A 21,143-nucleotide genomic window follows, 5' to 3' on the forward strand; every position below is an offset into this window, starting at 1 on the left:
CTCTGTATAAAACAGAGGTCTTGGCTTTTTATTTTATTAGCGTCTACGATTACGGTTTCGTAAGAATGTTGGAATATCTAGCGCATCTTCAGACTGTGGCTGAGATGGACGCGTATATTCTTGCTGTACAGGTTCTTCACGCTTTACTTCACGCTTCGGCTGTGGAGCCGGCTGCTGTGTCGTTTGCTGCATGCGATTCGCCGATAAAGAAGGACGACCTGGTTTTGGCTGTGATAAATCTTGGTCACTAAAGCCAGTTGCAATAACTGTAACAACAATCTCGTCTTTTAGGTTTTCGTTAATAACAGATCCAAAGATCATGTTCACTTCTTGGTCAGAAGCCGAAGCAACGATATCTGCAGCTTCTTGTACTTCGTAAAGACTTAGGTTTGTACCGCCTGTGATGTTCATTAATACACCCTGAGCTCCATCGATAGATGTTTCAAGAAGTGGACTTGAAATAGCTTTTTTAGCGGCTTCAGCAGCGCGGTTTTCACCAGTTGCAATACCGATACCCATAAGGGCAGATCCTTTGTTAGACATAATTGTTTTCACGTCAGCGAAGTCTAAGTTAATTAATCCAGGAACTGCGATTAAATCTGAAATACCTTGCACACCTTGTCGCAATACGTTATCCGCTTCACGGAACGCTTCTAGCATTGGCGTGTTTTTATCAACGATTTCCAATAAGCGATCATTTGGAATAACAATCAGCGTGTCCACTGCTTCTTTCATTGACGCAATGCCGCCTGCCGCTTGAGTAGAACGCTTACGACCTTCGAACGTAAACGGACGAGTAACAACACCTACCGTTAGTGCTCCTAGCTCACGAGCAATTTGGGCAATGACTGGAGCTGCACCAGTTCCAGTTCCTCCACCCATACCAGCTGTTACGAAAACCATATCTGCACCTTTTAGGGCTTCTTGGATTTGTTCCTTACTTTCTTCAGCTGCTTTTTTACCAACTTCTGGATTAGCACCTGCACCTAATCCTCTTGTTAATTTAGCGCCGATTTGCATTTTTGTTTCGGCTTTTGATAAATTTAATGCTTGTGCATCTGTATTAACTGCAATAAATTCTACACCTTGGACGCCATGTTCAATCATTCGGTTAACCGCGTTGTTACCGCCGCCTCCGACACCGATTACTTTAATCGTCGCTAATTGGTCTACACTTGTATCAAACTCCAACATGATAGTTCCTCCTAATTCTTCGAAATTACCAATCCGTAACGTTAATCAAAGAAGTATCCAAAAAACTTCTTCATTAAATTTTGGTCATTTTTCTTTTTCGGCTGCTCAGCTGATTGTTGCGGCTGCTGTGGTTTCGGGCTAGGTTTGATCATTTCTTGCTCAATCGGCTCTTCTTCCACAACTGGCGCTCCAATTTCCCGGCCTTGTATTTTAGCATTTTTGTATGCAAATTTTATTAATCCTACGCCTGTTGTATAATGCGGCTCACGTACTCCAATATAATCAGGCACTGCTATGCGCACGTTATTCTTTAAAATCACTTGAGCTAGCTCAAGAATACCAGGCATCGCTACTACTCCGCCTGTTAAAACAAATCCTCCTGGAATATCTTTGTATCCTAGGCGATTTACCTCTTGCGTAATCATATCTAAAATCTCTTCTAGTCTAGCTTCAATAATATCAGAGATTTCGAGCTGATTAAACTGCTGATGCTGATCGCTTCCAATGATCGGTACACTAAATACTTCTTCTTCAGAAGCATGATCGTAGAAAGCATGTCCATGCTTTATCTTAATATTTTCCGCATCTTCAGTCGATGTGCGAAGGCCAATCGATAAATCCTTGGTAATGTGCTCTCCGCCAACAGCTAGTACATTTGTTACTTTCAAATGTCCTTGGTCAAAGATCGCAACCGTTGTTGAACCTCCACCGATATCTACCAGTGCGACACCTAAGTTTTTTTCATCACGAGATAATGCAATTGAACCAGCGGCTAGAGGCTGTAAACAAATATCACTGATTTCTAAACCAGCTCTTTCTACACAGCGTAATAAGTTATGTAAAACCGTTCTAGATCCTGTTATGATCGTGCCTTCCATTTCTAAACGTACCCCAATCATACCTCTAGGATCATTAATACCTTCTAAGCCATCTACAATAAATTGCTTTGGAATAACATCAATGATTTCACGATCTGGCGGGATAGACATGACTTGAGCAGCATCAATTACTCGATGAATATCTTCGTTTGTAATTTCACGATTCTCGCTTGACACGGCTACTACTCCGTGACAATCCTGTAAAAATACATGATTTCCGCTTATGCCCACTACAACCTTTTTAATTGTAATGCCTACCATTCGTTCAGCTTGTTCTACTGCTTTTCTAATAGATTGAACTGTTGCATCTATATCAACGATAGAACCTTTTTTTAGTCCGTGTGATTTAACATTCCCTACACCAATGATATTCAATGAATCGTTACTCATCTCTCCGATGATTACTTTCACACTGGATGTACCGATGTCTAAACTAACGTATATTTCATTGCTGTTCATTCTTTGGCACCTCCTTTTTCTTTCTGCACATGTCATCTTAATAAATTAAGAAGAACAACAATATTAATTTTTTATTATATGAAAATATTCAACAAATACATCTGTTTCCCTTTTGTAAAATCAATTTTTTTCAAGTTTTTCACAGACTTTATCTCTTTCAAAGAACAAAACGTTCTGGTTTTGACTTTTTTTTAGATTTAAGCCTAAAATTCACTGAAAAAAGCTATTTAACTACAAGTCTACACTAAGATGTACACTGAGAAAAGCGAAACTTACCTAGAACAAATATTACATTTCCATTTCACAGCAACGGAGAAGAAAATCATATGTATGCAGAATACTTGCATGTGATTATACAATGTACGAGGGCTAGTTTGCCAGTCTCAACTCATCTATTTCCTTTAATTAACACTTATAAAAAATAATTACTGCTTGCTCTTTTTATAAGGTTTAAATGCATATCCTTCTTCTAAATCAATAATACCTTTTTGATCATCACTCAATTTACTTGCAATAGCCGGGTAATGAACAATTTTATCAGAGAAGTTGCTAATTTTCCCGCTTACTTCACGCGTATCATTCATAAACACCTCGATGTGAAGAGGTTCTGATTTTGTCGGCGCGTAGTAAATCTCAGAAATAGCCCCTTTTATGCTCTTAGGCGTTTTAGCTAATTCTTGAACCATGCTTTGTATAGCGTCTCCGTCTTTCCAGTCAATTAGCAGCGGAGCGTCGGATGACACTTTCTTAGCACTTACTTCTTTTAGAACTTTCCCATTTTCATTCACAGGGAAATATTTATTCCCCGAGGTTACATATGCAATTCTTGCGTACTCTTTTACGTCGATTACGACCTTATTAGGAAATGTTTTGTGAATGACAGCTTCCTTTACCTCAGGGTTTTTTTCGACTTTTTCTTGAATTTGATCAGCATCAGCTTTCCAGTAGCTGGTTTTTTTGGACAGACCACTCGCTTTGACAATATCCTTATCACTTACATGTTTATTCCCTTGTACTTCAATGTTAGAAACATTACTCAGAGAAGATTGAGAATATACAATAAATAAAATAAGGATGAAAAAGAGTGATAAATACAAAATCAGCCGTCTATTTGCTTTTTGCTTTCGCTGTTCTTGCAGCTTCGGTACCCGATCTTCTAAAACAATTAACTTACCTTTTTCCATTTTTTTCACCCTTATCCATTTGAGAAAATAAACGAGGAATTACCATCTATTTATTTCCAATCTTTGCTTCATGAGAATATCCCCATTATAGCATAGAATAAACACATAAAAGCTACCTTTTCACGCATAACCATACAGCCACGGGCTGGGTAATTAGCGACCGATAATCTCAACTTCTGTATGAATATCAATATCGAATTTCTCTTTAATTGTTTTCTTAACATGAGCAATTAAATTCAGCACATCTGAAGCCGTTGCATCTCCTGTGTTGACAATGAAGTTCGCATGCTGTTCACTAATTTGCGCCCCACCTACTGAAAAACCTTTTAAGTTGGACTTTTCAATTAAGTCTCCTGCATAATTTGGAAGCGGATTTCTAAAAATACTGCCTGCACAAGGGAAATTCCAAGGCTGTGTTTCGCGGCGATAGTCTTTATTTTTCTGCATGACCGCCACAATATCATCTTTCGTTCCCTTTTTCAAACGCAGCACGGCTTCTACACATACTCCAGGACGGTCTTTTTGTAGAATTGAATGACGATACGAAAATTGAAGCTCTTCATTTGTCAGCCACTCAAGAGTGCCATCTTCAAATAAAATAAGCGCTTTTTCGACTACATGAGACATATCAGAACCATGGGCACCTGCATTCATATAAACAGCGCCTCCCACAGATCCAGGAATTCCACTTGAAAACTCCAGCCCAGACAGACCTTGTTTTGTAATAACTGTTGCAAGCTTGATGCTAGGGTATCCCCCACCTACAGTAACCGTCTCTCCATCTACTGTTAAATCATCTAATCCGGCTCCGAGCTTAATGACCACACCTTCAATTCCCTTATCAGAAACAAGAAGATTAGATCCTCGACCAATCGCTCTCCATTTCACGCCGTGTTTTTTAATAATATCCATTGTAACTTTTAAGTGATCAACAGAATCAGGTTCTACAAGCACATCTGCTGGACCACCAATTTTCATTGTTGTATGTTTTGCTAGCGGTTCATTTTCACGAACCTTTCCAATATTCGCTTCGACTAACTCTTTTACTAACGCTTCCATAAGAACCTCCTAAAACCCTCTTTGCTGTTATAAAACTTTCATGTCAATGCGCCCTTACTTCTAATGCATAAGAATAATAAGAACAGATTCATAACTAAGCAGCAGCACCTTGTAAGATACCTTTTTTCTACCAAGGCACTCTATTCTGTTGTCAATTTCATCATTTTTATTTATCGTATGACATTCACCCATAGAATGTACGTTCATCTGCTATATAAAGTAATTTTGATTGTTTTTTTATCGTTTTTCATTTAGAAGTTAAACACATGCTGACAGTCATAAAAAAACGCTACGCTCATAAGTGCACATACGTTCACCTAATCACTAAGATAAAACATTTAACCTTACACATCATACCATAGTTGGACTCAAAATTGGTTATCACAACATTACATTTTAAAAACATTTCATACAAAAATATCATCTACCTGTAAAAAATCGAAAATAAACCGCCAACAAAATCCGGCGTGCACTTGGATTTAAGATGACGGTTTACTTCAGTAGACCATTGCCTACTTGACATTATACAATTTTTTTCAATTAATAGCGAGAATATCTACTAACATTTAACAAAACTCCAACTGCTGCCAGCATGAGCGTCAGCGATGATCCGCCGTAACTTAAAAATGGAAGCGTAATTCCCGTAACAGGCATAAGACCTGTTACCACGCCTATATTAATCATGACTTGAATCGCAACCATTGAAATAATTCCTAAGGCTAAAAACGTTCCGTAAAGATCAGGAGCTCCGAGCGCTACTTTAATTCCTCTCCAAAGCAATAAGCTAAACAAAAGAAGAACAAGCGTTCCGCCAATGAAACCGAGCTCTTCTGCCAGAATAGCAAAAATAAAATCAGTTTGAGGCTCCGGCAAATAAAAGAACTTTTGTCTGCTTTGCCCTAACCCTAATCCAAGCAATCCCCCTGGCCCAATTGCATAAAGAGATTGAATGATTTGAAACCCGCTTCCAAGCGGATCTTCCCAAGGGTTTAAAAATGAAGTGATGCGTTTAATCCGATAAGGAGCCGATAAAACAAGCCCTACAAAACCGGCAACGCCAAGCAACCCAAGACCTGCAAAGTGACTTACTTTTGCTCCTGAAACAAAAATCATGACTAAACAAGTTCCAACAAGCACCGTTCCCGTTCCTAAATCCGGCTGCATCATAATAATGCCAAACGGTAAGAAAACCAGTAATAACGCCGGTAACATGCCTTTTCTAAAAGACGTAATCTTCTTCTGGTTTTCTGATAAATATTTCGCTAAAAATATAATCATAGCAAACTTCATAAATTCTGAAGGCTGAATCGAAAACGCTCCAACTCCTATCCAACTTTGCGACCCATTCCGTACTAGCCCTACTCCCGGAATCAATACAAGTACCAGCATAACAAAGCAAATGATTACAATTGGCTTCGCCCACGTACGCCACATCCAATAATCAATATTCATGATGACAAACATTGCGCATACTCCAAGCCCTGCAAATAAGAGCTGGCGTTTAGCAAAGAAAAAAGAATCATTAAACTTGTATGTAGCCCATACCGCACTTGCGCTGTATACCATGATAAGGCCGATGGTTAGCAAGGAAAGCGTAACGATTATGAGAAAAAAATCTGGGGTAGACCTTTTTGTCGACACTGTCACACACCTCTAAAAATAGATTAGGGCTAGTGTATTTTCTAGGTGTTTAGACAAGCCCTTATTTCAGTTTATGCACAGATTCAATAAAGATGTCACCACGTTCTTCAAAAGTTTTAAATTGATCCCAGCTTGCACAAGCAGGAGATAATAAAATAACATCTTCTTCATCTGAACAAGCATATGCTTCTGAAACTGCTTGTTTAACATTATCGACACGTTTTACAATTTGTATTCCCGCTTCTTTTGCTACGCGTTCAATTTTAGGAGCCGTTTCACCAAACGTAATCACAGCTTTCACATTTTTAAACTCTTCTTTTAAATCATCAAACTCATTGCCGCGATCGAGTCCACCTGCAAGTAAAATCGTCGGCTGCGAAAAAGCGGAAAGAGCTACTTTTGTAGCAAGCATATTCGTAGCTTTAGAGTCATTATAAAACTTGCGTTTGTTGATTGTCGTGACATATTGAACGCGGTGTTTAACACCAGCAAACGTTGTGAGCACTCGGTAGATAGCTTCATTTGAACAACCGTACAGCTTCACAACGGATACAGCTGCTAAAATGTTTTCTTGATTATGTTTGCCTGGCAGCACCACATCTTTTAAAGACATCACTTCTTCATCTTTAAAGAAAATGGTTTCGTTTTTAATATACGCTCCTTCTGTCGTTTGAGCTGTAACAGAAAAAGGTACTTTTGTCGCTTTAACATCTGCACTAGCTTTCATCACTAGCTCATCATCCGCATTAATAACGGCAAAGTCTTCACTTGTTTGATTGTTAAAGAGATTTGCTTTCGCTTTGATATATTCCTCTTTTGTGCCATGATAGTCTAAGTGGGCATCAAACAAATTCAATAATAAAGAGATTTTCGGACGGAATTTTTCAATTCCCATCAGCTGAAAAGAAGAAAGCTCCGTTACAATTACATTGTCCTTTGTTGCTTTTTGCGCCACTTCACAAGCTACTGTTCCAATATTTCCAGCAATCAACGGTTGCTTTTGATCTTCTTCTAACATTTTATAAATTAGCGTTGTTGTTGTTGTCTTCCCATTGCTTCCCGTAATTCCGATAAAAGGAGCTTCGCTAATTTCATAAGCCAATTCTACCTCTGTTAAAATCGGAATATTTCGCTTTAATGCTTCTTGCAATAGAACATTTGAATACGGAATCCCAGGGTTTTTTACAATAACATCCGCTTTGTCTAAAAGCTCAAGCGGATGATGTCCACACACAACTTCAATGCCCGTTTTTTCTAATTCCTGTGCTGCTGCGTTCTCTTCGTACGGTTTTTGATCATTAACGACTACTTTAGCACCAAGCTGTTTAACTAACTGAGCGGCTGCTAAACCGCTCTTGGCTAACCCTAAAATAAGTACTTGTTTACCTTGATACGTATTGACTGATTTCATTTAAATCCACACCTCGATATAAATTCCAAGCATTGCAAATAATAGTCCTACAGCCCAAAAAGTCATAACTACGCGCCATTCCGACCAGCCGCTTAGCTCGTAATGGTGATGAAGCGGGCTCATTTTAAACACACGTTTTCCTGTTGTTTTGAAAGATGCGACTTGAATAATAACAGATAGTGTTTCAATAACAAACACACCACCGATAATAACAAGCAAGAATTCCATTTTCATTAAAACAGCCACCGTAGCGATAGCTCCTCCTAGCGCTAAAGAACCCGTATCTCCCATAAATACTTTTGCAGGATGGGCATTAAAAACTAAAAATCCTAACACAGCTCCTACTACAGCAACTGAGAAAATAGATAATTCAAACTGCTCTGCATTCCAAGCAAGAACTGCAAATGCACCAAAAGCAATCGCACTTGTACCAGATACAAGTCCGTCTAATCCATCCGTCAAGTTAACCGCGTTTGAAAAACCAACAAGCCAGATGATGAGGAAAACAACATAAAACCAACCTAAATCGATTGGGTCTTTAATTCCAGGAATCGTCACTTCAGTTGAAAACTCAAACTGTCTTGCAATAAAGTAAAAAATAATTGAAATGACAACCTGACCTAAAAACTTTTGTTTAGATGTTAATCCAAGGTTACGCTTTAACACTACTTTTATAAAATCATCTAAAAATCCTAATAAACCAAATCCGATTGTGACAAATAATAATAGAAACGTCTTATATGTAAGTTCTGCATACTGATTGACCATAATAAGAGTTGCCACAATAATAGATAATAAAATCATGATACCGCCCATTGTAGGTGTACCTGATTTTTTCTGGTGAGATTTCGGGCCTTCATCACGAATACTTTGACCAAACTTTAATCTTCTTAAGAAGGGAATAAAAATCGGCGACAATACAACCGTAATCAAAAAGGCTACGCCGATTGTCAATAAAATTGATTGTTCTAGCACGATGTTCCCTCCTTAACTTCCAACTCATTCCGACTCATTTTGTTCTCTACCCATTTCATTACTACTTTCGCTCCTCAATCATTTTGCGTGCTACTTCTCGATCGTCAAAATCGAATACTTTTTTACCAATAATTTGATAGGTCTCGTGCCCTTTTCCAGCAATGACAATAACATCATCTGTATGCGCTGTTTCCACTGCATAGCGAATAGCTTCTGCACGATCAGCAATCGTCACATAGTTATCTGTATCCAAACCTTCTTCCATATCTTTTAAAATAGCCAATGGATCTTCACTTCGTGGATTATCAGATGTCAAAATAGCTTGTGTACTGTATTCAGCTGCAATTCGAGCCATGATTGGTCGTTTTGTACGATCTCGATCTCCGCCACAACCAACAATAACATATATATTGCGTTTTGCGAATTCTTTTACAGTTTTTAACACGTTCTCTAAGCTGTCCGGCGTATGGGCATAATCAACGATAACCGTAAAATCTTGCTCCGCATCAACCACTTCAAAACGCCCAGACACGCCTTCTAACACTTTTATTTCCTCGACAATAACTGACAGAGGGATACCTGATACTAAACATGAAGCCGTAGCCGCTAATACGTTGTAGACGCTGAATTTCCCAATAAGCTTCATCTCTACACGAACCGTTTCTGTCGGTGTTGTTAAGTCGAACGTTGTGCCGCTGTTTGTAATTTGAATATTGGTTGCACGAATATCACTTTCACGGTCAATACCATAGGTAATCACTGTAGCAGCCGTGTTTTTAATATATTCCTCGGTTGCCGCATCATCAGCATTAAGAACAGCAAATTTAGGACGATCATGGTTATAAGCGTTTCCTAACTGTGCAAATAGCAACCCTTTAGCACGACGATAATCTTCCATTGTATGATGATAGTCCAGGTGATCTTGCGTTAAGTTACTAAATACCGCAACATCAAAGTCGCACCCGTGTACGCGTCCTAAGTCAAGTGCATGAGATGATACTTCCATCATCGCTACTTCTACATTCTCCTCCACCATTTGGTGAAATGTTTTTTGGAGCGTCAGCGATTCAGGCGTTGTGTTTTTCACATCATAAGACGTATCACCAATACGAATTTCAATCGTTCCAATTAGACCCGTCTTTTTATGTTGTGATTTAAAGATATGCTCAATTAAATGTGTAATCGTTGTTTTTCCATTTGTGCCTGTTACACCAATTAAATGCATTTTTTGTGTGGGCTGATTGTAAAAAGCATCCGCTAGCACTGCCATTGCTCGTTTTGTACTCTTCACACGTACAACAGGCACTTCTACATCCACAGGCTTTTCTGCTAAGATTGCTACTGCCCCTTTTTCCACAGCCATCTGTGCAAAGCTATGGCCATCAACCGTATAGCCGTCTATACAAATGAACAATGCTCCCGGCTTAACTTCTCTTGAATCCATTTCAATTGACGTAATATCAATATTCTGTTCAGGAAGCTGAACAAAATCATGTAAATGTGTTAGTAGTTCTCGTAAATCCATTCCTACCATGTCCTCTCTATTTGTAAAGTGAAACGTTTGTTATAAGACGCTATGGCAACTATTCTTCTTTTTCTAGCACCTAACCTATTACATTTTACAGAAAAAGAAGCCCGGAGGGAACACCCCCAAGGCTTATTTGTTGATTTCATGTTCACACGCAGAGTAACCTGCTGATTATCATGCAAGGAAGAATAATGGTTTATAGAGATTTTTATTTTCCCATATAAATTCTAACCGTTTCGCCTTCTTTAACTTTCGTTCCGGCTGCAGGAGACTGCTTGATCACTTTATCTCCTTCGCCACTCACATCTAATTTTAAATTAAGTAGCTGTTCTTGTAACTCTTTTTTTGACATTCCTACGACATTTGGTACTTTTATCATTGGTGTGTCCAGCCACGTTAACTCTTTTTCAATTTGTCCTTTACGCGGTTTAACGTCCATCACACGCAAGCTGTCTTCAATCATTTTACCTACAATCGGAGCTGCTACAACTCCACCAAACTGAATGGTGCCTTTTGGATTATCAACCGCAACATACACGACAATTTCAGGGTTATCTGCTGGTGCAACACCGATAAAAGAAACGATGTGATTATTTTTTAAATACTTTCCATTTTGAGCTTTCTGCGCCGTACCCGTCTTTCCTCCAACGCGGTACCCTTCCACAAAAGCTCCTTTTCCGCTTCCTTGTGCTACTACACTTTCAAGAGCAAAACGCACTTGCTTAGACGTTTCCTCGGAAATAACTTTTCGCTTAGCAACCGGCTTATGACTGCTTACAACCTTTCCGGTAGTTGGATCCACCCACTCTTTGGCAATATAAGGTTCATAAAGCGTTCCACCGTTTACGGCTGCGGAAACAGCAGCTACTTGTTGAATAGGCGTAACAGCAACCCCTTGCCCAAAAGCTGTTGTAGCTTGTTCAACCGGCCCTACGCGCTCAAGTGGGAACAAAATTCCTTTTGCTTCTCCTTGTAAATCAATACCTGTTTTTTGACCAAAGCCAAATTCTTTAATGTATTTGAACAATTTTTCTTTTCCTAAACGTTCCCCAAGCTCCACAAAACCAGGGTTACATGAGTTCTGTACAACTTCTAAAAAAGACTGCTGTCCATGTCCGCCTTTTTTCCAGCAGCGAAGTCTCGCTCCGCCAACTTCCGCGGCTCCATCATCGTAAAATTGATCTTTTAGTAAATCCACTTTCTTTTCTTCAAGAGCAGCTGCCAGTGTAATAATCTTAAACGTCGATCCGGGCTCATATACGCTCCAGATTGGAAGATTGCGATTATACACCTCAGGCTTCACATTTTTAAAATCCGTAGGATCAAAGCCCGGACGACTAGACATACCTAAAATTTCACCGTTTTTAGGATTCATGGCAATGGCAATCATACCATCTGGATTATAAGCTGTCTGAGCATTATCCAACTCACGCTCCATGATCGTTTGCACACGTGAATCAATGGTCAATCTCAAATCCAGCCCGTCCACAGGTGCTGTGTAGTCATCGGCTATATTGGGCATCTTTTTACCTTTAGCATCCGAATACAGTTTAACTGAACCTTTTTGTCCTTTTAGCTCTTTATCATAATATAATTCAAGGCCTGTTAACCCTTGATTATCTACTCCCGCAAAGCCTAATACATGCGACAAATAACTTCCAAACGGATAGTACCGCTTCGAATCCTCAGCTATATATACGCCTTTTAAATTTAAATTTCGCACTTCATTTGCTTTCGCATGTGAAATTTTTCTTCCTTCAGGACGCAAATACACGCTAGAAGAAGCTTTTGTTATTTGCTCATATACTTTTTCTTTTGATGCTCCCAGCACTTTTGCTAACTTTTCAGCTGTAACAGCTGGATTTTCAACTTGTCTTGGCATAACTAAAACGGTCGGTGCACTTTTATTTGTAGCAAGTGCCACATCATTGCGATCTAGTATCTTTCCTCTTTCAGGTTCAAAAGGAATATTCCGACTCCATAAGTCTTTGGCTTTTTCAGTTAGCGTATCCCCAGTCAGCAACTGTACATATCCAAGCCTTGTATCAATAATCAAAAACACAATAAAACCGACAAACAAAACAATGGCTAGCCTTTTACGAACTGTGACTCCTGATACCCGCATATATTAGAACCTCCTCTGAATCGGCTCGTTCCAATATATGCTTGTACAGGATTCACTAGAACTTAATTTCTAGTCAAGTTGCTTATCGTCTTTTTTACTATCAGACTCACTTTTTTCCGTTTCTTTTAACTTATTTAACGTGCTTGAAAATTCTTTAGGCGTTTCAAGTTCTACTTTCAGGTACGTTCCTGCTTTTAACAGATCGCCTGCTTTAATACTTTGACTTACAACATAACCATTTTCAAGTGCGCTAGGTCGAACGTTGACAAATTCACTAAAGCGTATAACATCACGATGTGAAAAACCTGTTAAATCAGGCATTGTGGCTTTTCCATTTGTCTTAATAAACACGCGTTGACCAGTGACAATGGTATCAGAAGTCGGTGATTGGCTTTCTACCGTATCTCCTTTACCTATTACAACAGGAACAAGTCCTTTTTGTTTTAAGTCTTTCACGGCACTATTAACTGATTCATTAACGTAAGACTTAAGCGTAATTTCTGAATCTACTTTTTTATCTTCTGTTTTCTTTCCGTCTTCGTCTGTTTTTTCAGGCTCCACCCCTAAGTACTGCAGGCTGTTTTTCATCACCGGATTAAATACGGCTGTAAGCGGCGCAGTACCCGTCTCTTGAGGCGTGAGAGTTGGATTTTTAACGGCTACATAGACAAGCAGCTTTGGATCTTTAGCAGGTGCAAAGCCCATAAAGGAAATGAAATTTTTCCCGTGTCCATGCAAGTAGCCTCCGGTAGGACCAGGAATTTGAGCTGTTCCCGTCTTTCCAGCGACATCGTATCCTTCAATCGCGTAAGGTTTCCCTGTTCCGTCATCAGAAGAAACAACGGTTTCTAAAATATCTAGCGTTTCGTTCGCTGCTTTTTTAGAAATAGGTTGTCCTACTACGGTAGGTTTTGTTTTCTTAATCGTTTTCTTATTTGTTTCATCGACTACTTGTTTAATCACGTAAGGCTTCATCATTTTCCCGTCATTTGCAATCGCAGTAGCCGCTTGAATTTCTTGAATAGGCGTAAAAGCGGACGCCTGTCCAAATGCAGTAGTTACGCGGTCTCTCGGGTACTTCGTCACTAACTTGCTAGAAGCTTCGTTTGGCAAGTCAATTCCCGTTTTATCCATAAAGCCAAACTTGTCCAAATATTTATACAAACGGTCGGTGCCCAATTTTTCGTTGGCTAAAATGGCTACCGCTACATTTGAAGACCTTTGAATCCCTTCATTAAATGTAATAGCTCCCCAGCCGACTCCGCCGTTGTGATCGTTAATTGGAACGCTGTTTTTCGTTACTTTATAAGATCCCGACTGATAGCGGTCTTCGCCGTTATAGACGCCTGCATCAATCGCGGCTGCTAGCGTAAAGATTTTCATCGTTGAACCAAGTTCATAGCTGTTTTCAACAAACGGATTACGGTAAGAAGTGATATCACGAATATTCGGGTCAAATGAAGGACGGTTTGACATCGCCAAAATTTCACCGGTTTTCGGATTCACTACCGTTGCCATTAGCTCTTCTGGTTTATATTCTTTAGCAGCAGCTGTCATTGCATCCTCTAAAAACGTTTGAATTTTTTCATCAATCGTAAGCGTGACGCTGTCTCCATTTTTCGGAGCTACAATTGACTCTTTTGGATCCGGAAGCTTAATTCCATTTTTAGCAGCTTCGTATTTTACATATCCATCTTCTTCAGAAAGCTGCTTATCAAATACTTTTTCAATTCCCATTTTCCCTACGATTTTACCCGTATCATCTTTTTGTGCGTACCCTAAAATACTTGAGGCGAATACACCGTTTGGATAGAAGCGCTTCGAATCGCGTAAAAACGTGATGCCTGGGAGATTTAGTTTTTCAATTTTTTGCTTTAGCACGTTATCAATATCACGTCCGCCTGGGCCAAGTTCGACTTGGAAGGTACCACGTTTAATTCCTCTTGTTAACATGCTGTCAATTTTCGATTCGTCCATCTTTAATAATGGGGCTAATTTTTCAGCCGTTTTTTCTGGGTCTACTACGTGCTGCGGGTGATCTTTGTCTTTTGTTTGTTTTTTATCTAAAATCGCCACAACCGTATAAGCACCCGTGTCTTGGGCGATTGCTTCTCCGTTTCGATCGTAAATCGTACCGCGCTGTCCTTCAATTTTAGACGTTCGCGTATGCTGTTTTTGTGCAATTTCGGCTAAAGCTTCTCCGTCTGCTTTGCCCGTCGCTTGGATGTAAAAGAACCTGATGGCTAATACAAAAAAGAGCAATGCAAATATTAAAATTAATATTGCTGCTCCTGTACTAATATTGCTATTTTTTCTTGGCGTAGTCATCGCAATTAATCGTTAACGACTTTTACGTTATTTTCATTCAATTTTAGTCCAAGTTCTTTTGCTTTTGTCCAAATACGATCGTATGCACTTAACTCTGTTACCTGTAATTTTAACTCATTGTTTTTTGCTTCTTGCTTGTCAATCTTTCCATCGAGTGATTGCACTTCTTCACTGATGCTATAAAGCGAAGATTGATTTGAAATGATTTGCACAGACCCAAACAGCATGAGTGCGACAAATCCAGAATACACAATTTTTTCACCAACCGTGATTTTTCTTTTTGTCTTCCGAACAACTTGACGTACCGTCTTTTGCTGCTTCTGCTGCTGATCTTGCTCTCTTACTTTGTATGCTACATTGTTCATTCTCGTCCCCTCCTCTTTGATAAAACCCTTTAATTACACTAATTTCTCAACAATTCGAAGCTTTGCCGAACGCGCGCGCTTATTTTCTTCTATCTCTTCTTCTGAAGGTAAAATAGGTTTTCTTGTAATAACTTTCATTTTAGGTTTAAATTCTTCTGGAATAATCGGCAGTCCATGCGGAAGCTGCGGAACCGTGCTTGCATTTTTAAACGCCACTTTACAAATTCGATCTTCAAGTGAGTGGAAGGTAATAACACTTACACGTCCACCTTTTTTGATCACATCCATAGCCTGTTCAATTGCATCTTCAAATACTTGGAGCTCATCATTTACAGCAATTCGAATAGCCTGGAAAATTCGTTTTGCGGGATGTCCACCCGTTCGTCTAGCTGGCGCTGGAATACCATCTTTAATAAGATCAACAAGCTCTAGCGTTGTTTCAATTGGTTTAGACTCTCGATATGCTTCAATTTTGCGGGCAATTTGTTTTGAAAACTTTTCTTCTCCGTATTGGAAAAAGATTTTCACAAGTTTTTCATAAGGCCATTCATTTACTACGTTGTACGCAGAAAACATTGAGTTTTGATCCATGCGCATATCAAGCGGGGCATCATGATGAAAGCTGAACCCTCGCTCTGGTGTATCCAACTGAGGAGACGAGACTCCGAGGTCAAACAATACTCCGTCTACTTCTTCAATTCCGTGTTCCATTAGCTGCTCTTTTAAATAGCGAAAATTACTTTTGATTAGAATAACTCTGTCTAGATACGGGGCCAATTTCTCTTTTGCATTTGCAAGAGCGACATCGTCTTGATCAAACGCAATTAATTTCCCTTTTTCTGATAGCTGTTTTACGATATATTCACTATGACCTGCTCCGCCAAGCGTGCAGTCGACATATACTCCATCCGGCTTAATATTTAAGCCTTCCGCTGCTTCTTTAAGCAAAACAGTTGTGTGATTAAACATTATGACACCTACTTCTTTCTAAACTACTTAGTTATGTATACAAAAAGCAAAAAACGGTGTTTTTCTTTGATATATATACACGTTTATATTATATATCAAAGTTCAACATTATTTCAGCTATTTATATAAGAATTAAGTAGAATTTTGTCTTTTTGTCACAAATAGTGTCATTTTGTTAAAAGTAGGACATATTCGTAGAATAAAATGTAAGGAATATAAGGTTTTTTTACACAATTAGAAATAAATACCTTATAAGGATTCAATTGGTTAACATTCACCTTGTAGACTTTTTCTCTTTTCCAAAATAAAAATCCTGCTTTTCAGCAGGATTTTATTAGACATAACAGACTTTTAACTGGTGATTTAATTCGACTTCAGCACTTAGTAAATCTGACACAAATTGCATACCATAACCATTTAAATAATACATAATATTCCACATGCGTTCTTGTGGAGCATTGTAGGGACGAAGAGCAAGTTCAATTTGAGCATATTTTGAATGCTTCACATCGTGCTTAATTAGCTGTTTGGATTCGACAATCTTTTGAATGGTTTCAAACTGCTTTTGAATAATCGCTCGATTTTTAAGCATGACTTCATCAAATGTTTTGTCTTCTTTTTGAATATTTTCACGAAGAGTTTTATGAATTTTTTCGAAATCTTCTTTCGCTTTTTCAAAATACATTTCGTATGGGTTGTGAACTTCTGTCTTAAGCCAGTGCTCTCTCTCTGCATCTACACCTTCGTTCACTACGTTCGAAAGGTCTAACTGAAGTTCATCCATATACTTCTCGATATGTCTTTCTACGATTGCATAGGATAACCTAGGGACCACGGGAGGCATTTTAAAGCTAAATAAAGAAAATGCTTTTTCAAGCTCTGCCCAATACGCTACTTCCCCCGGACCTGCAATAAATGCAAGGGTAGGAAGTAAGTACTCCTGCATAAGGGGTCTAGTCACAACGTTGTTACTAAGAAGCTCAGGCGTTTGTTTAGCAATTTGAACCAGCTCTTCTTTAGACAGCGCGAGTTCATTTTGCTTTCCAACAAACTGCTCTTGTTCTGCATCTCTTTCTAAAAGTACTCTGTTTTCATTGTGTGAATAAAAGAGATGAGCCGTTTCTTCTCCCACTTCAATCATTCGTCCATATTGTTTTTGAATCTCTGTTTGCTGTTCCATAACGGCTGACGATAATTTGTCATTTTGTTCAATTAACGTCACAAAGAAAGAAGATTCAATGCTGCGCACTTCTTTAGAAGCTGCATCCATTAAAATAAGACCTGACTCTGCGAACATTGTGGTAACCAAATGAGCAAAGAAATCGACATAGGTACGTGATTTATCTAACGCTTCTAAAACAAAGTGTAATACCTGGTTTGTATGCGCCGTTTCGTTAAACGTTTGAAATACATCACGAACCCAGCTTCTACAGGCCTCATGGTCTAGTTCAATTTGAGAAACCATTTGCTTTTTCTTTAAAGAATGCTTTAGCGTTTTCTTTAAAAGCTGGTTTTTATGCTCTGTGTATACATGGTTGATCTCAGCAAAATCATGATCTTCTCCAGCAATCCAAAATACCGGAAGCACGGGCACGTTTAAAGCTTCCTCTTGTTGTTTAGCTAGGAGCACAATTGAAATCACTTTATGAATGGTGTACAAAGGACCGGTAAGCAGCCCCGCTTGCTGACCTCCAACGACCACTACGCTGTTAGGATCTTTTAGCTTTTCAATATTTTCAATCGTCTTAGAAGATGCTCCGTAGCGCTTATTAAAATCAAGCAGATACTCAGCAAGCTGTTCTCTTGGATAAGACTGCTTTTGAACATCCGCTAAACGTTTTTCATATACGTCTTTTTCGTGTATATTATAATGAAAAAAGGAAAGTGCTTGCTTTTCACCTTTTATGTAATCGTTCGTTAGTTTGTTTCCCGCCTTTAAAGAGACGTCTGTAATCTCCATGAAAGAACTTCCTTTCTTTTCCTAATACTTATATTCTCTACATATAGCTTCATTATCCATAATGTAACTGCCCACGTCTAGTAACATGCTTTACAGAGAGGAAATACGAAAAGCGATTCCACCTATATTTAATACAATATGTGCAATAAGAAACAAAACAAAATTCATCCGAAAGAACCCTTTCGCGATAAGCTTCATTTCTAAGTCATGTTTGACTTTCCAATGTACAAACATCATAATCATTGCTACAACTAAAAGGACTAACGCAATCAACCACAAAAAAGAGTGCCCGAAAATTTCCACAGCTGCATAATGCACGGAAAAAATAAGAAAAACCGTAGTAACGTACGTTGCTATGTGGACAGATTTCCTTTTATTTTTCGTCAGTTTGCGTAAAAGCATGTATAGAATAAAAAAACCAACGAGCGGCAGAGTGACAAACGTCGCAAAAACTCCAGCAATAAAACTTCCCATGTTAATCACCCTTTTCTTCTTCGATTCCTTTTATTGACCCATATAAAAAGTCAACAATAGGCGTCGACGTTCTTTTTTCAGCAGCTTGTGTTTGAATATAGCCTAAAATAGCATCAATTTCTGTTTGCCGCCCCTCCTGTATATCTTTTAGCATAGAAGATTGATTTGTACTCGTGCGCGAACAAACCCCCAGCGCATTTTCCCAATAATTAAAAGCTGAATCCAGTTTTAACACAGCCGCAATCTCTTCAAACAATAGACGCATCGTTTTATAAAAATAGCTGTTGTGAATCAGCTGCCCATTTTTTACCCGATACAGCGCCGTAAGAGGATTGATAAGCGCATTTACAACTAATTTCTTCACCAGCATCCCATACCAATCTGTTTCAATCACCCAAGGAAAATTCACAATTGGCAAGATAGACTCCATTTCTCCTCTGTACGAAGCAATACGGGTTGTTCCTATTCCTGTATGATGGACGCTATCCATATTTGTACGCATTGCCCCGTGTTCAACTGTACCCAAATAGAGAGTGCTCTGGGGGAGATTTTTAAGAATTTCAATATGGCTCATACCGTTTTGGATAAACAAAAGGGGAGTATGTATAGTAAGGGTTTTGATAAAAGGAATAATCTCTTTTAAATGATACTGTTTTACAGTAACAATGATTAAATCTGCTTCTTTTATGCTTTTTTCTAGAGGGATAGCACTGACTTTTTTAGTGTGATGTTCCCCTTGTCTATGTAAGGTAATTCCATTTTCGTTAATACACTTTGCTTGAGTTTTTGTTTTCGTATACAAGGTTACATCATAACAATCTGATAAATACGCGCTAAACAACAGACCTAATGATCCGCCTCCAATAATACCTATAGTTTTCATCGTATTTTTTGTTCCTCTTTCTATTATTGAGTTTCATTTTAGCAAAAAAATGCTTTGAATTAAATGCATTCTTAAAATTTTACCTATTCATATAGCCCGTGTGATTAAAAATCACCGGGCTTGTTATAAATTATTTAGAGTGATCCCGTTTTTTTCTATTATACGGGATACACCGGATGTTTACGACGGCTAAAGGTCACATTCTTTGTTTCATATAATCGAAAGCGGTCAATTAAAGTTCGACGCAGTTCGTTAGCAGGAACGATGTCGTCAATAATAAGTTCAGAAGCCAGCGTATAGATATCAATGTGTTCTTTATACTCCTGCTGTTTCTGTTTAACAAACATAAACCGCTCTTTCGGATCTTCAATTTCATTAATTTTATTAGAATAGACGGCATTTACTGCCGCTTCAGGACCCATTACGGCAATTTGAGCAGTAGGTAATGCAAGGCAGCAATCCGGTTCAAAAGCTGGACCAGCCATAGCGTAAAGCCCTGCGCCATAAGCTTTGCGCATAACTACGGAAATTTTAGGAACTGTAGCTGAACTCATCGCTGCAATCAATTTTGCTCCATGTCTAATGATGCCTGCTCTTTCTACTTTGGTTCCAATCATAAATCCAGGTACATCCGCTAAAAATAGCAAAGGAATATGGAAGGCATCGCACAGTTGAATAAATTTTGCGCCTTTATCTGCTGAATCTACAAACAGCACTCCTCCTTTGACCTTCGGCTGATTGGCAATAATCCCTACTACTTTTCCATCTATTCGTGCAAGCCCTGTTACCAATTCGGCGGCAAACAGTTTTTTCACTTCAAAGAAGCTCCCTTCGTCAATAAGGGTATCAATTGCTTCATAGATATCAAATGGAACATTTTGATTCTCTGGAATTAGTTCTACTAAATCCTTTGTCTGCTTAGGCTCTTTAGCTTTTTGTACTTTAGGCTTCTCTTGATAGTTTTGTGGAAAGTAGGTTAAATAAGATTTGGCATACGAAATAGCTTCTTCTTCAGAATAAGCTAACACATCTCCACATCCGCTAACGCTGCAGTGCATATGTGCTCCTCCCATTTCCTCTAGCGTAACCTTTTCTCCAATAACAGCTTCGGCCATACGTGGCGAACCTAAGTACATAGAAGCGTTTCCATCTACCATCACAACAATATCACAAAATGCAGGGATATATGCTCCTCCAGCTGCTGACGGACCGAAGAGCAAACAAATTTGAGGAATGACGCCGGAAAGTTTTACTTGATTGTGAAAGATCCGTCCAGCGCCTCGACGGTTTGGAAACATATCTAATTGATCCGTAATACGTGCTCCTGCAGAATCCACTAGGTACAGCAAAGGCACATGCAGTTTTTCTGCTACTTCTTGAATACGAATAATTTTCTCTACTGTTCTGGCCCCCCAAGACCCTGCTTTTACAGTAGAGTCATTAGCCATTACACAAACTGTTTCACCGTTTACTTTTCCAATTGCGGTTACAACACCGTCTGCCGGCAACCCTTCGGCTTTATTATTTGCAAACATGCCGTCTTCTTCATATTTCCCGTCATCAAATAAAAGCGCTAAACGATCTCTTACAAAAAGCTTCTGTTGTTTTGCAAGTTTCTCTTTGTACTTCTCCGCGTTGCCACGCTCTACTTTTTGACGATTTTCATCATATTTTTTCTGAGATTCACCTGTATGTATCATGATATCTCTC

Annotated in this window: 16 protein-coding genes; all 16 read right to left on the reverse strand. The window is 38.9% G+C overall.

Annotated elements, in window-relative coordinates; genetic code table 11:
• Positions 1–36: 36 nt before the first annotated feature.
• The 16 genes from ftsZ to OK414_RS22395 all read right to left on the reverse strand — a co-directional run bounded on the left by ftsZ (position 37) and on the right by OK414_RS22395 (position 21,133).
• A complete protein-coding gene (gene ftsZ / locus OK414_RS22320; RefSeq protein ID WP_263045065.1) occupies positions 37–1,194 on the reverse strand; it encodes a cell division protein FtsZ in 1,158 nt (385 codons plus the stop codon).
• A gap of 41 nt (positions 1,195–1,235) precedes the next feature.
• Entirely contained in the window at positions 1,236–2,531 is a 1,296-nt protein-coding gene (ftsA, locus tag OK414_RS22325; RefSeq protein ID WP_013058956.1) for a cell division protein FtsA, read from the reverse strand.
• Between the two features lie 425 nt (positions 2,532–2,956).
• Positions 2,957–3,715, reverse strand: a complete 759-nt coding sequence (locus tag OK414_RS22330; RefSeq protein ID WP_016765445.1) for a cell division protein FtsQ/DivIB — start codon at positions 3,713–3,715, stop codon at positions 2,957–2,959.
• Positions 3,716–3,868: 153 nt separating this feature from the next.
• Complete coding sequence (gene murB / locus OK414_RS22335; RefSeq protein ID WP_013058958.1) at positions 3,869–4,774, reverse strand: UDP-N-acetylmuramate dehydrogenase; 906 nt, start codon at positions 4,772–4,774, stop codon at positions 3,869–3,871.
• A 540-nt stretch (positions 4,775–5,314) separates the two neighbouring features.
• On the reverse strand, positions 5,315–6,415 hold the full coding sequence (spoVE, locus tag OK414_RS22340) for a stage V sporulation protein E (RefSeq protein ID WP_013058959.1): 1,101 nt from the start codon (positions 6,413–6,415) through the stop codon (positions 5,315–5,317).
• A gap of 61 nt (positions 6,416–6,476) precedes the next feature.
• Positions 6,477–7,826, reverse strand: a complete 1,350-nt coding sequence (gene murD, locus OK414_RS22345) for a UDP-N-acetylmuramoyl-L-alanine--D-glutamate ligase (RefSeq protein ID WP_034649143.1) — start codon at positions 7,824–7,826, stop codon at positions 6,477–6,479.
• Positions 7,827–8,801, reverse strand: a complete 975-nt coding sequence (mraY, locus tag OK414_RS22350; RefSeq protein ID WP_013058961.1) for a phospho-N-acetylmuramoyl-pentapeptide-transferase — start codon at positions 8,799–8,801, stop codon at positions 7,827–7,829.
• Positions 8,802–8,862: 61 nt separating this feature from the next.
• On the reverse strand, positions 8,863–10,326 hold the full coding sequence (locus OK414_RS22355) for a UDP-N-acetylmuramoyl-L-alanyl-D-glutamate--2,6-diaminopimelate ligase (protein WP_263045066.1): 1,464 nt from the start codon (positions 10,324–10,326) through the stop codon (positions 8,863–8,865).
• 211 nt (positions 10,327–10,537) lie between these two features.
• Positions 10,538–12,454 (reverse strand): stage V sporulation protein D, encoded by a 1,917-nt coding sequence (locus tag OK414_RS22360; protein ID WP_263045067.1) that lies wholly within the window; start codon positions 12,452–12,454, stop codon positions 10,538–10,540.
• Between the two features lie 69 nt (positions 12,455–12,523).
• A complete protein-coding gene (locus OK414_RS22365) occupies positions 12,524–14,782 on the reverse strand; it encodes a penicillin-binding protein (protein ID WP_263045068.1) in 2,259 nt (752 codons plus the stop codon).
• Positions 14,783–14,787: 5 nt separating this feature from the next.
• A complete protein-coding gene (gene ftsL / locus OK414_RS22370) occupies positions 14,788–15,147 on the reverse strand; it encodes a cell division protein FtsL (protein ID WP_013058965.1) in 360 nt (119 codons plus the stop codon).
• 33 nt (positions 15,148–15,180) lie between these two features.
• On the reverse strand, positions 15,181–16,116 hold the full coding sequence (gene rsmH / locus OK414_RS22375) for a 16S rRNA (cytosine(1402)-N(4))-methyltransferase RsmH (protein ID WP_013084858.1): 936 nt from the start codon (positions 16,114–16,116) through the stop codon (positions 15,181–15,183).
• Positions 16,117–16,450: 334 nt separating this feature from the next.
• Positions 16,451–18,076: a bacillithiol biosynthesis cysteine-adding enzyme BshC gene (gene bshC / locus OK414_RS22380; RefSeq protein WP_034649136.1), complete on the reverse strand. Its 1,626-nt coding sequence runs from the start codon at positions 18,074–18,076 to the stop codon at positions 16,451–16,453.
• A gap of 90 nt (positions 18,077–18,166) precedes the next feature.
• On the reverse strand, positions 18,167–18,550 hold the full coding sequence (locus OK414_RS22385) for a DUF3397 domain-containing protein (RefSeq protein WP_034649135.1): 384 nt from the start codon (positions 18,548–18,550) through the stop codon (positions 18,167–18,169).
• Between the two features lies 1 nt (position 18,551).
• Entirely contained in the window at positions 18,552–19,433 is an 882-nt protein-coding gene (locus tag OK414_RS22390; protein ID WP_263045069.1) for a 2-dehydropantoate 2-reductase, read from the reverse strand.
• Between the two features lie 158 nt (positions 19,434–19,591).
• Positions 19,592–21,133 (reverse strand): acyl-CoA carboxylase subunit beta, encoded by a 1,542-nt coding sequence (locus OK414_RS22395; protein WP_013084862.1) that lies wholly within the window; start codon positions 21,131–21,133, stop codon positions 19,592–19,594.
• Between the last annotated feature and the right edge of the window lie 10 nt (positions 21,134–21,143).

It is taken from the genome of Priestia sp. JV24, assembly GCF_025910025.1.
GTDB classification, from domain to species: domain Bacteria; phylum Bacillota; class Bacilli; order Bacillales; family Bacillaceae_H; genus Priestia; species Priestia megaterium.

Bases quoted from the DNA above. Each gene is read 5' to 3' on its own strand.
- OK414_RS22360 (WP_263045067.1), bottom strand. From the start codon at position 12,454: ATGCGGGTATCAGGAGTCACAGTTCGTAAAAGGCTAGCCATTGTTTTG.
- bshC (WP_034649136.1), bottom strand. From the start codon at position 18,076: ATGGAGATTACAGACGTCTCTTTAAAGGCGGGAAACAAACTAACGAAC.
- ftsA (WP_013058956.1), bottom strand. From the start codon at position 2,531: ATGAACAGCAATGAAATATACGTTAGTTTAGACATCGGTACATCCAGT.
- murB (WP_013058958.1), bottom strand. From the start codon at position 4,774: ATGGAAGCGTTAGTAAAAGAGTTAGTCGAAGCGAATATTGGAAAGGTT.
- ftsZ (WP_263045065.1), bottom strand. From the start codon at position 1,194: ATGTTGGAGTTTGATACAAGTGTAGACCAATTAGCGACGATTAAAGTA.
- OK414_RS22355 (WP_263045066.1), bottom strand. From the start codon at position 10,326: ATGGATTTACGAGAACTACTAACACATTTACATGATTTTGTTCAGCTT.
- OK414_RS22385 (WP_034649135.1), bottom strand. From the start codon at position 18,550: ATGGGAAGTTTTATTGCTGGAGTTTTTGCGACGTTTGTCACTCTGCCG.
- OK414_RS22330 (WP_016765445.1), bottom strand. From the start codon at position 3,715: ATGGAAAAAGGTAAGTTAATTGTTTTAGAAGATCGGGTACCGAAGCTG.
- OK414_RS22395 (WP_013084862.1), bottom strand. From the start codon at position 21,133: ATGATACATACAGGTGAATCTCAGAAAAAATATGATGAAAATCGTCAA.
- rsmH (WP_013084858.1), bottom strand. From the start codon at position 16,116: ATGTTTAATCACACAACTGTTTTGCTTAAAGAAGCAGCGGAAGGCTTA.
- murD (WP_034649143.1), bottom strand. From the start codon at position 7,826: ATGAAATCAGTCAATACGTATCAAGGTAAACAAGTACTTATTTTAGGG.
- OK414_RS22365 (WP_263045068.1), bottom strand. From the start codon at position 14,782: ATGACTACGCCAAGAAAAAATAGCAATATTAGTACAGGAGCAGCAATA.
- OK414_RS22390 (WP_263045069.1), bottom strand. From the start codon at position 19,433: ATGAAAACTATAGGTATTATTGGAGGCGGATCATTAGGTCTGTTGTTT.
- ftsL (WP_013058965.1), bottom strand. From the start codon at position 15,147: ATGAACAATGTAGCATACAAAGTAAGAGAGCAAGATCAGCAGCAGAAG.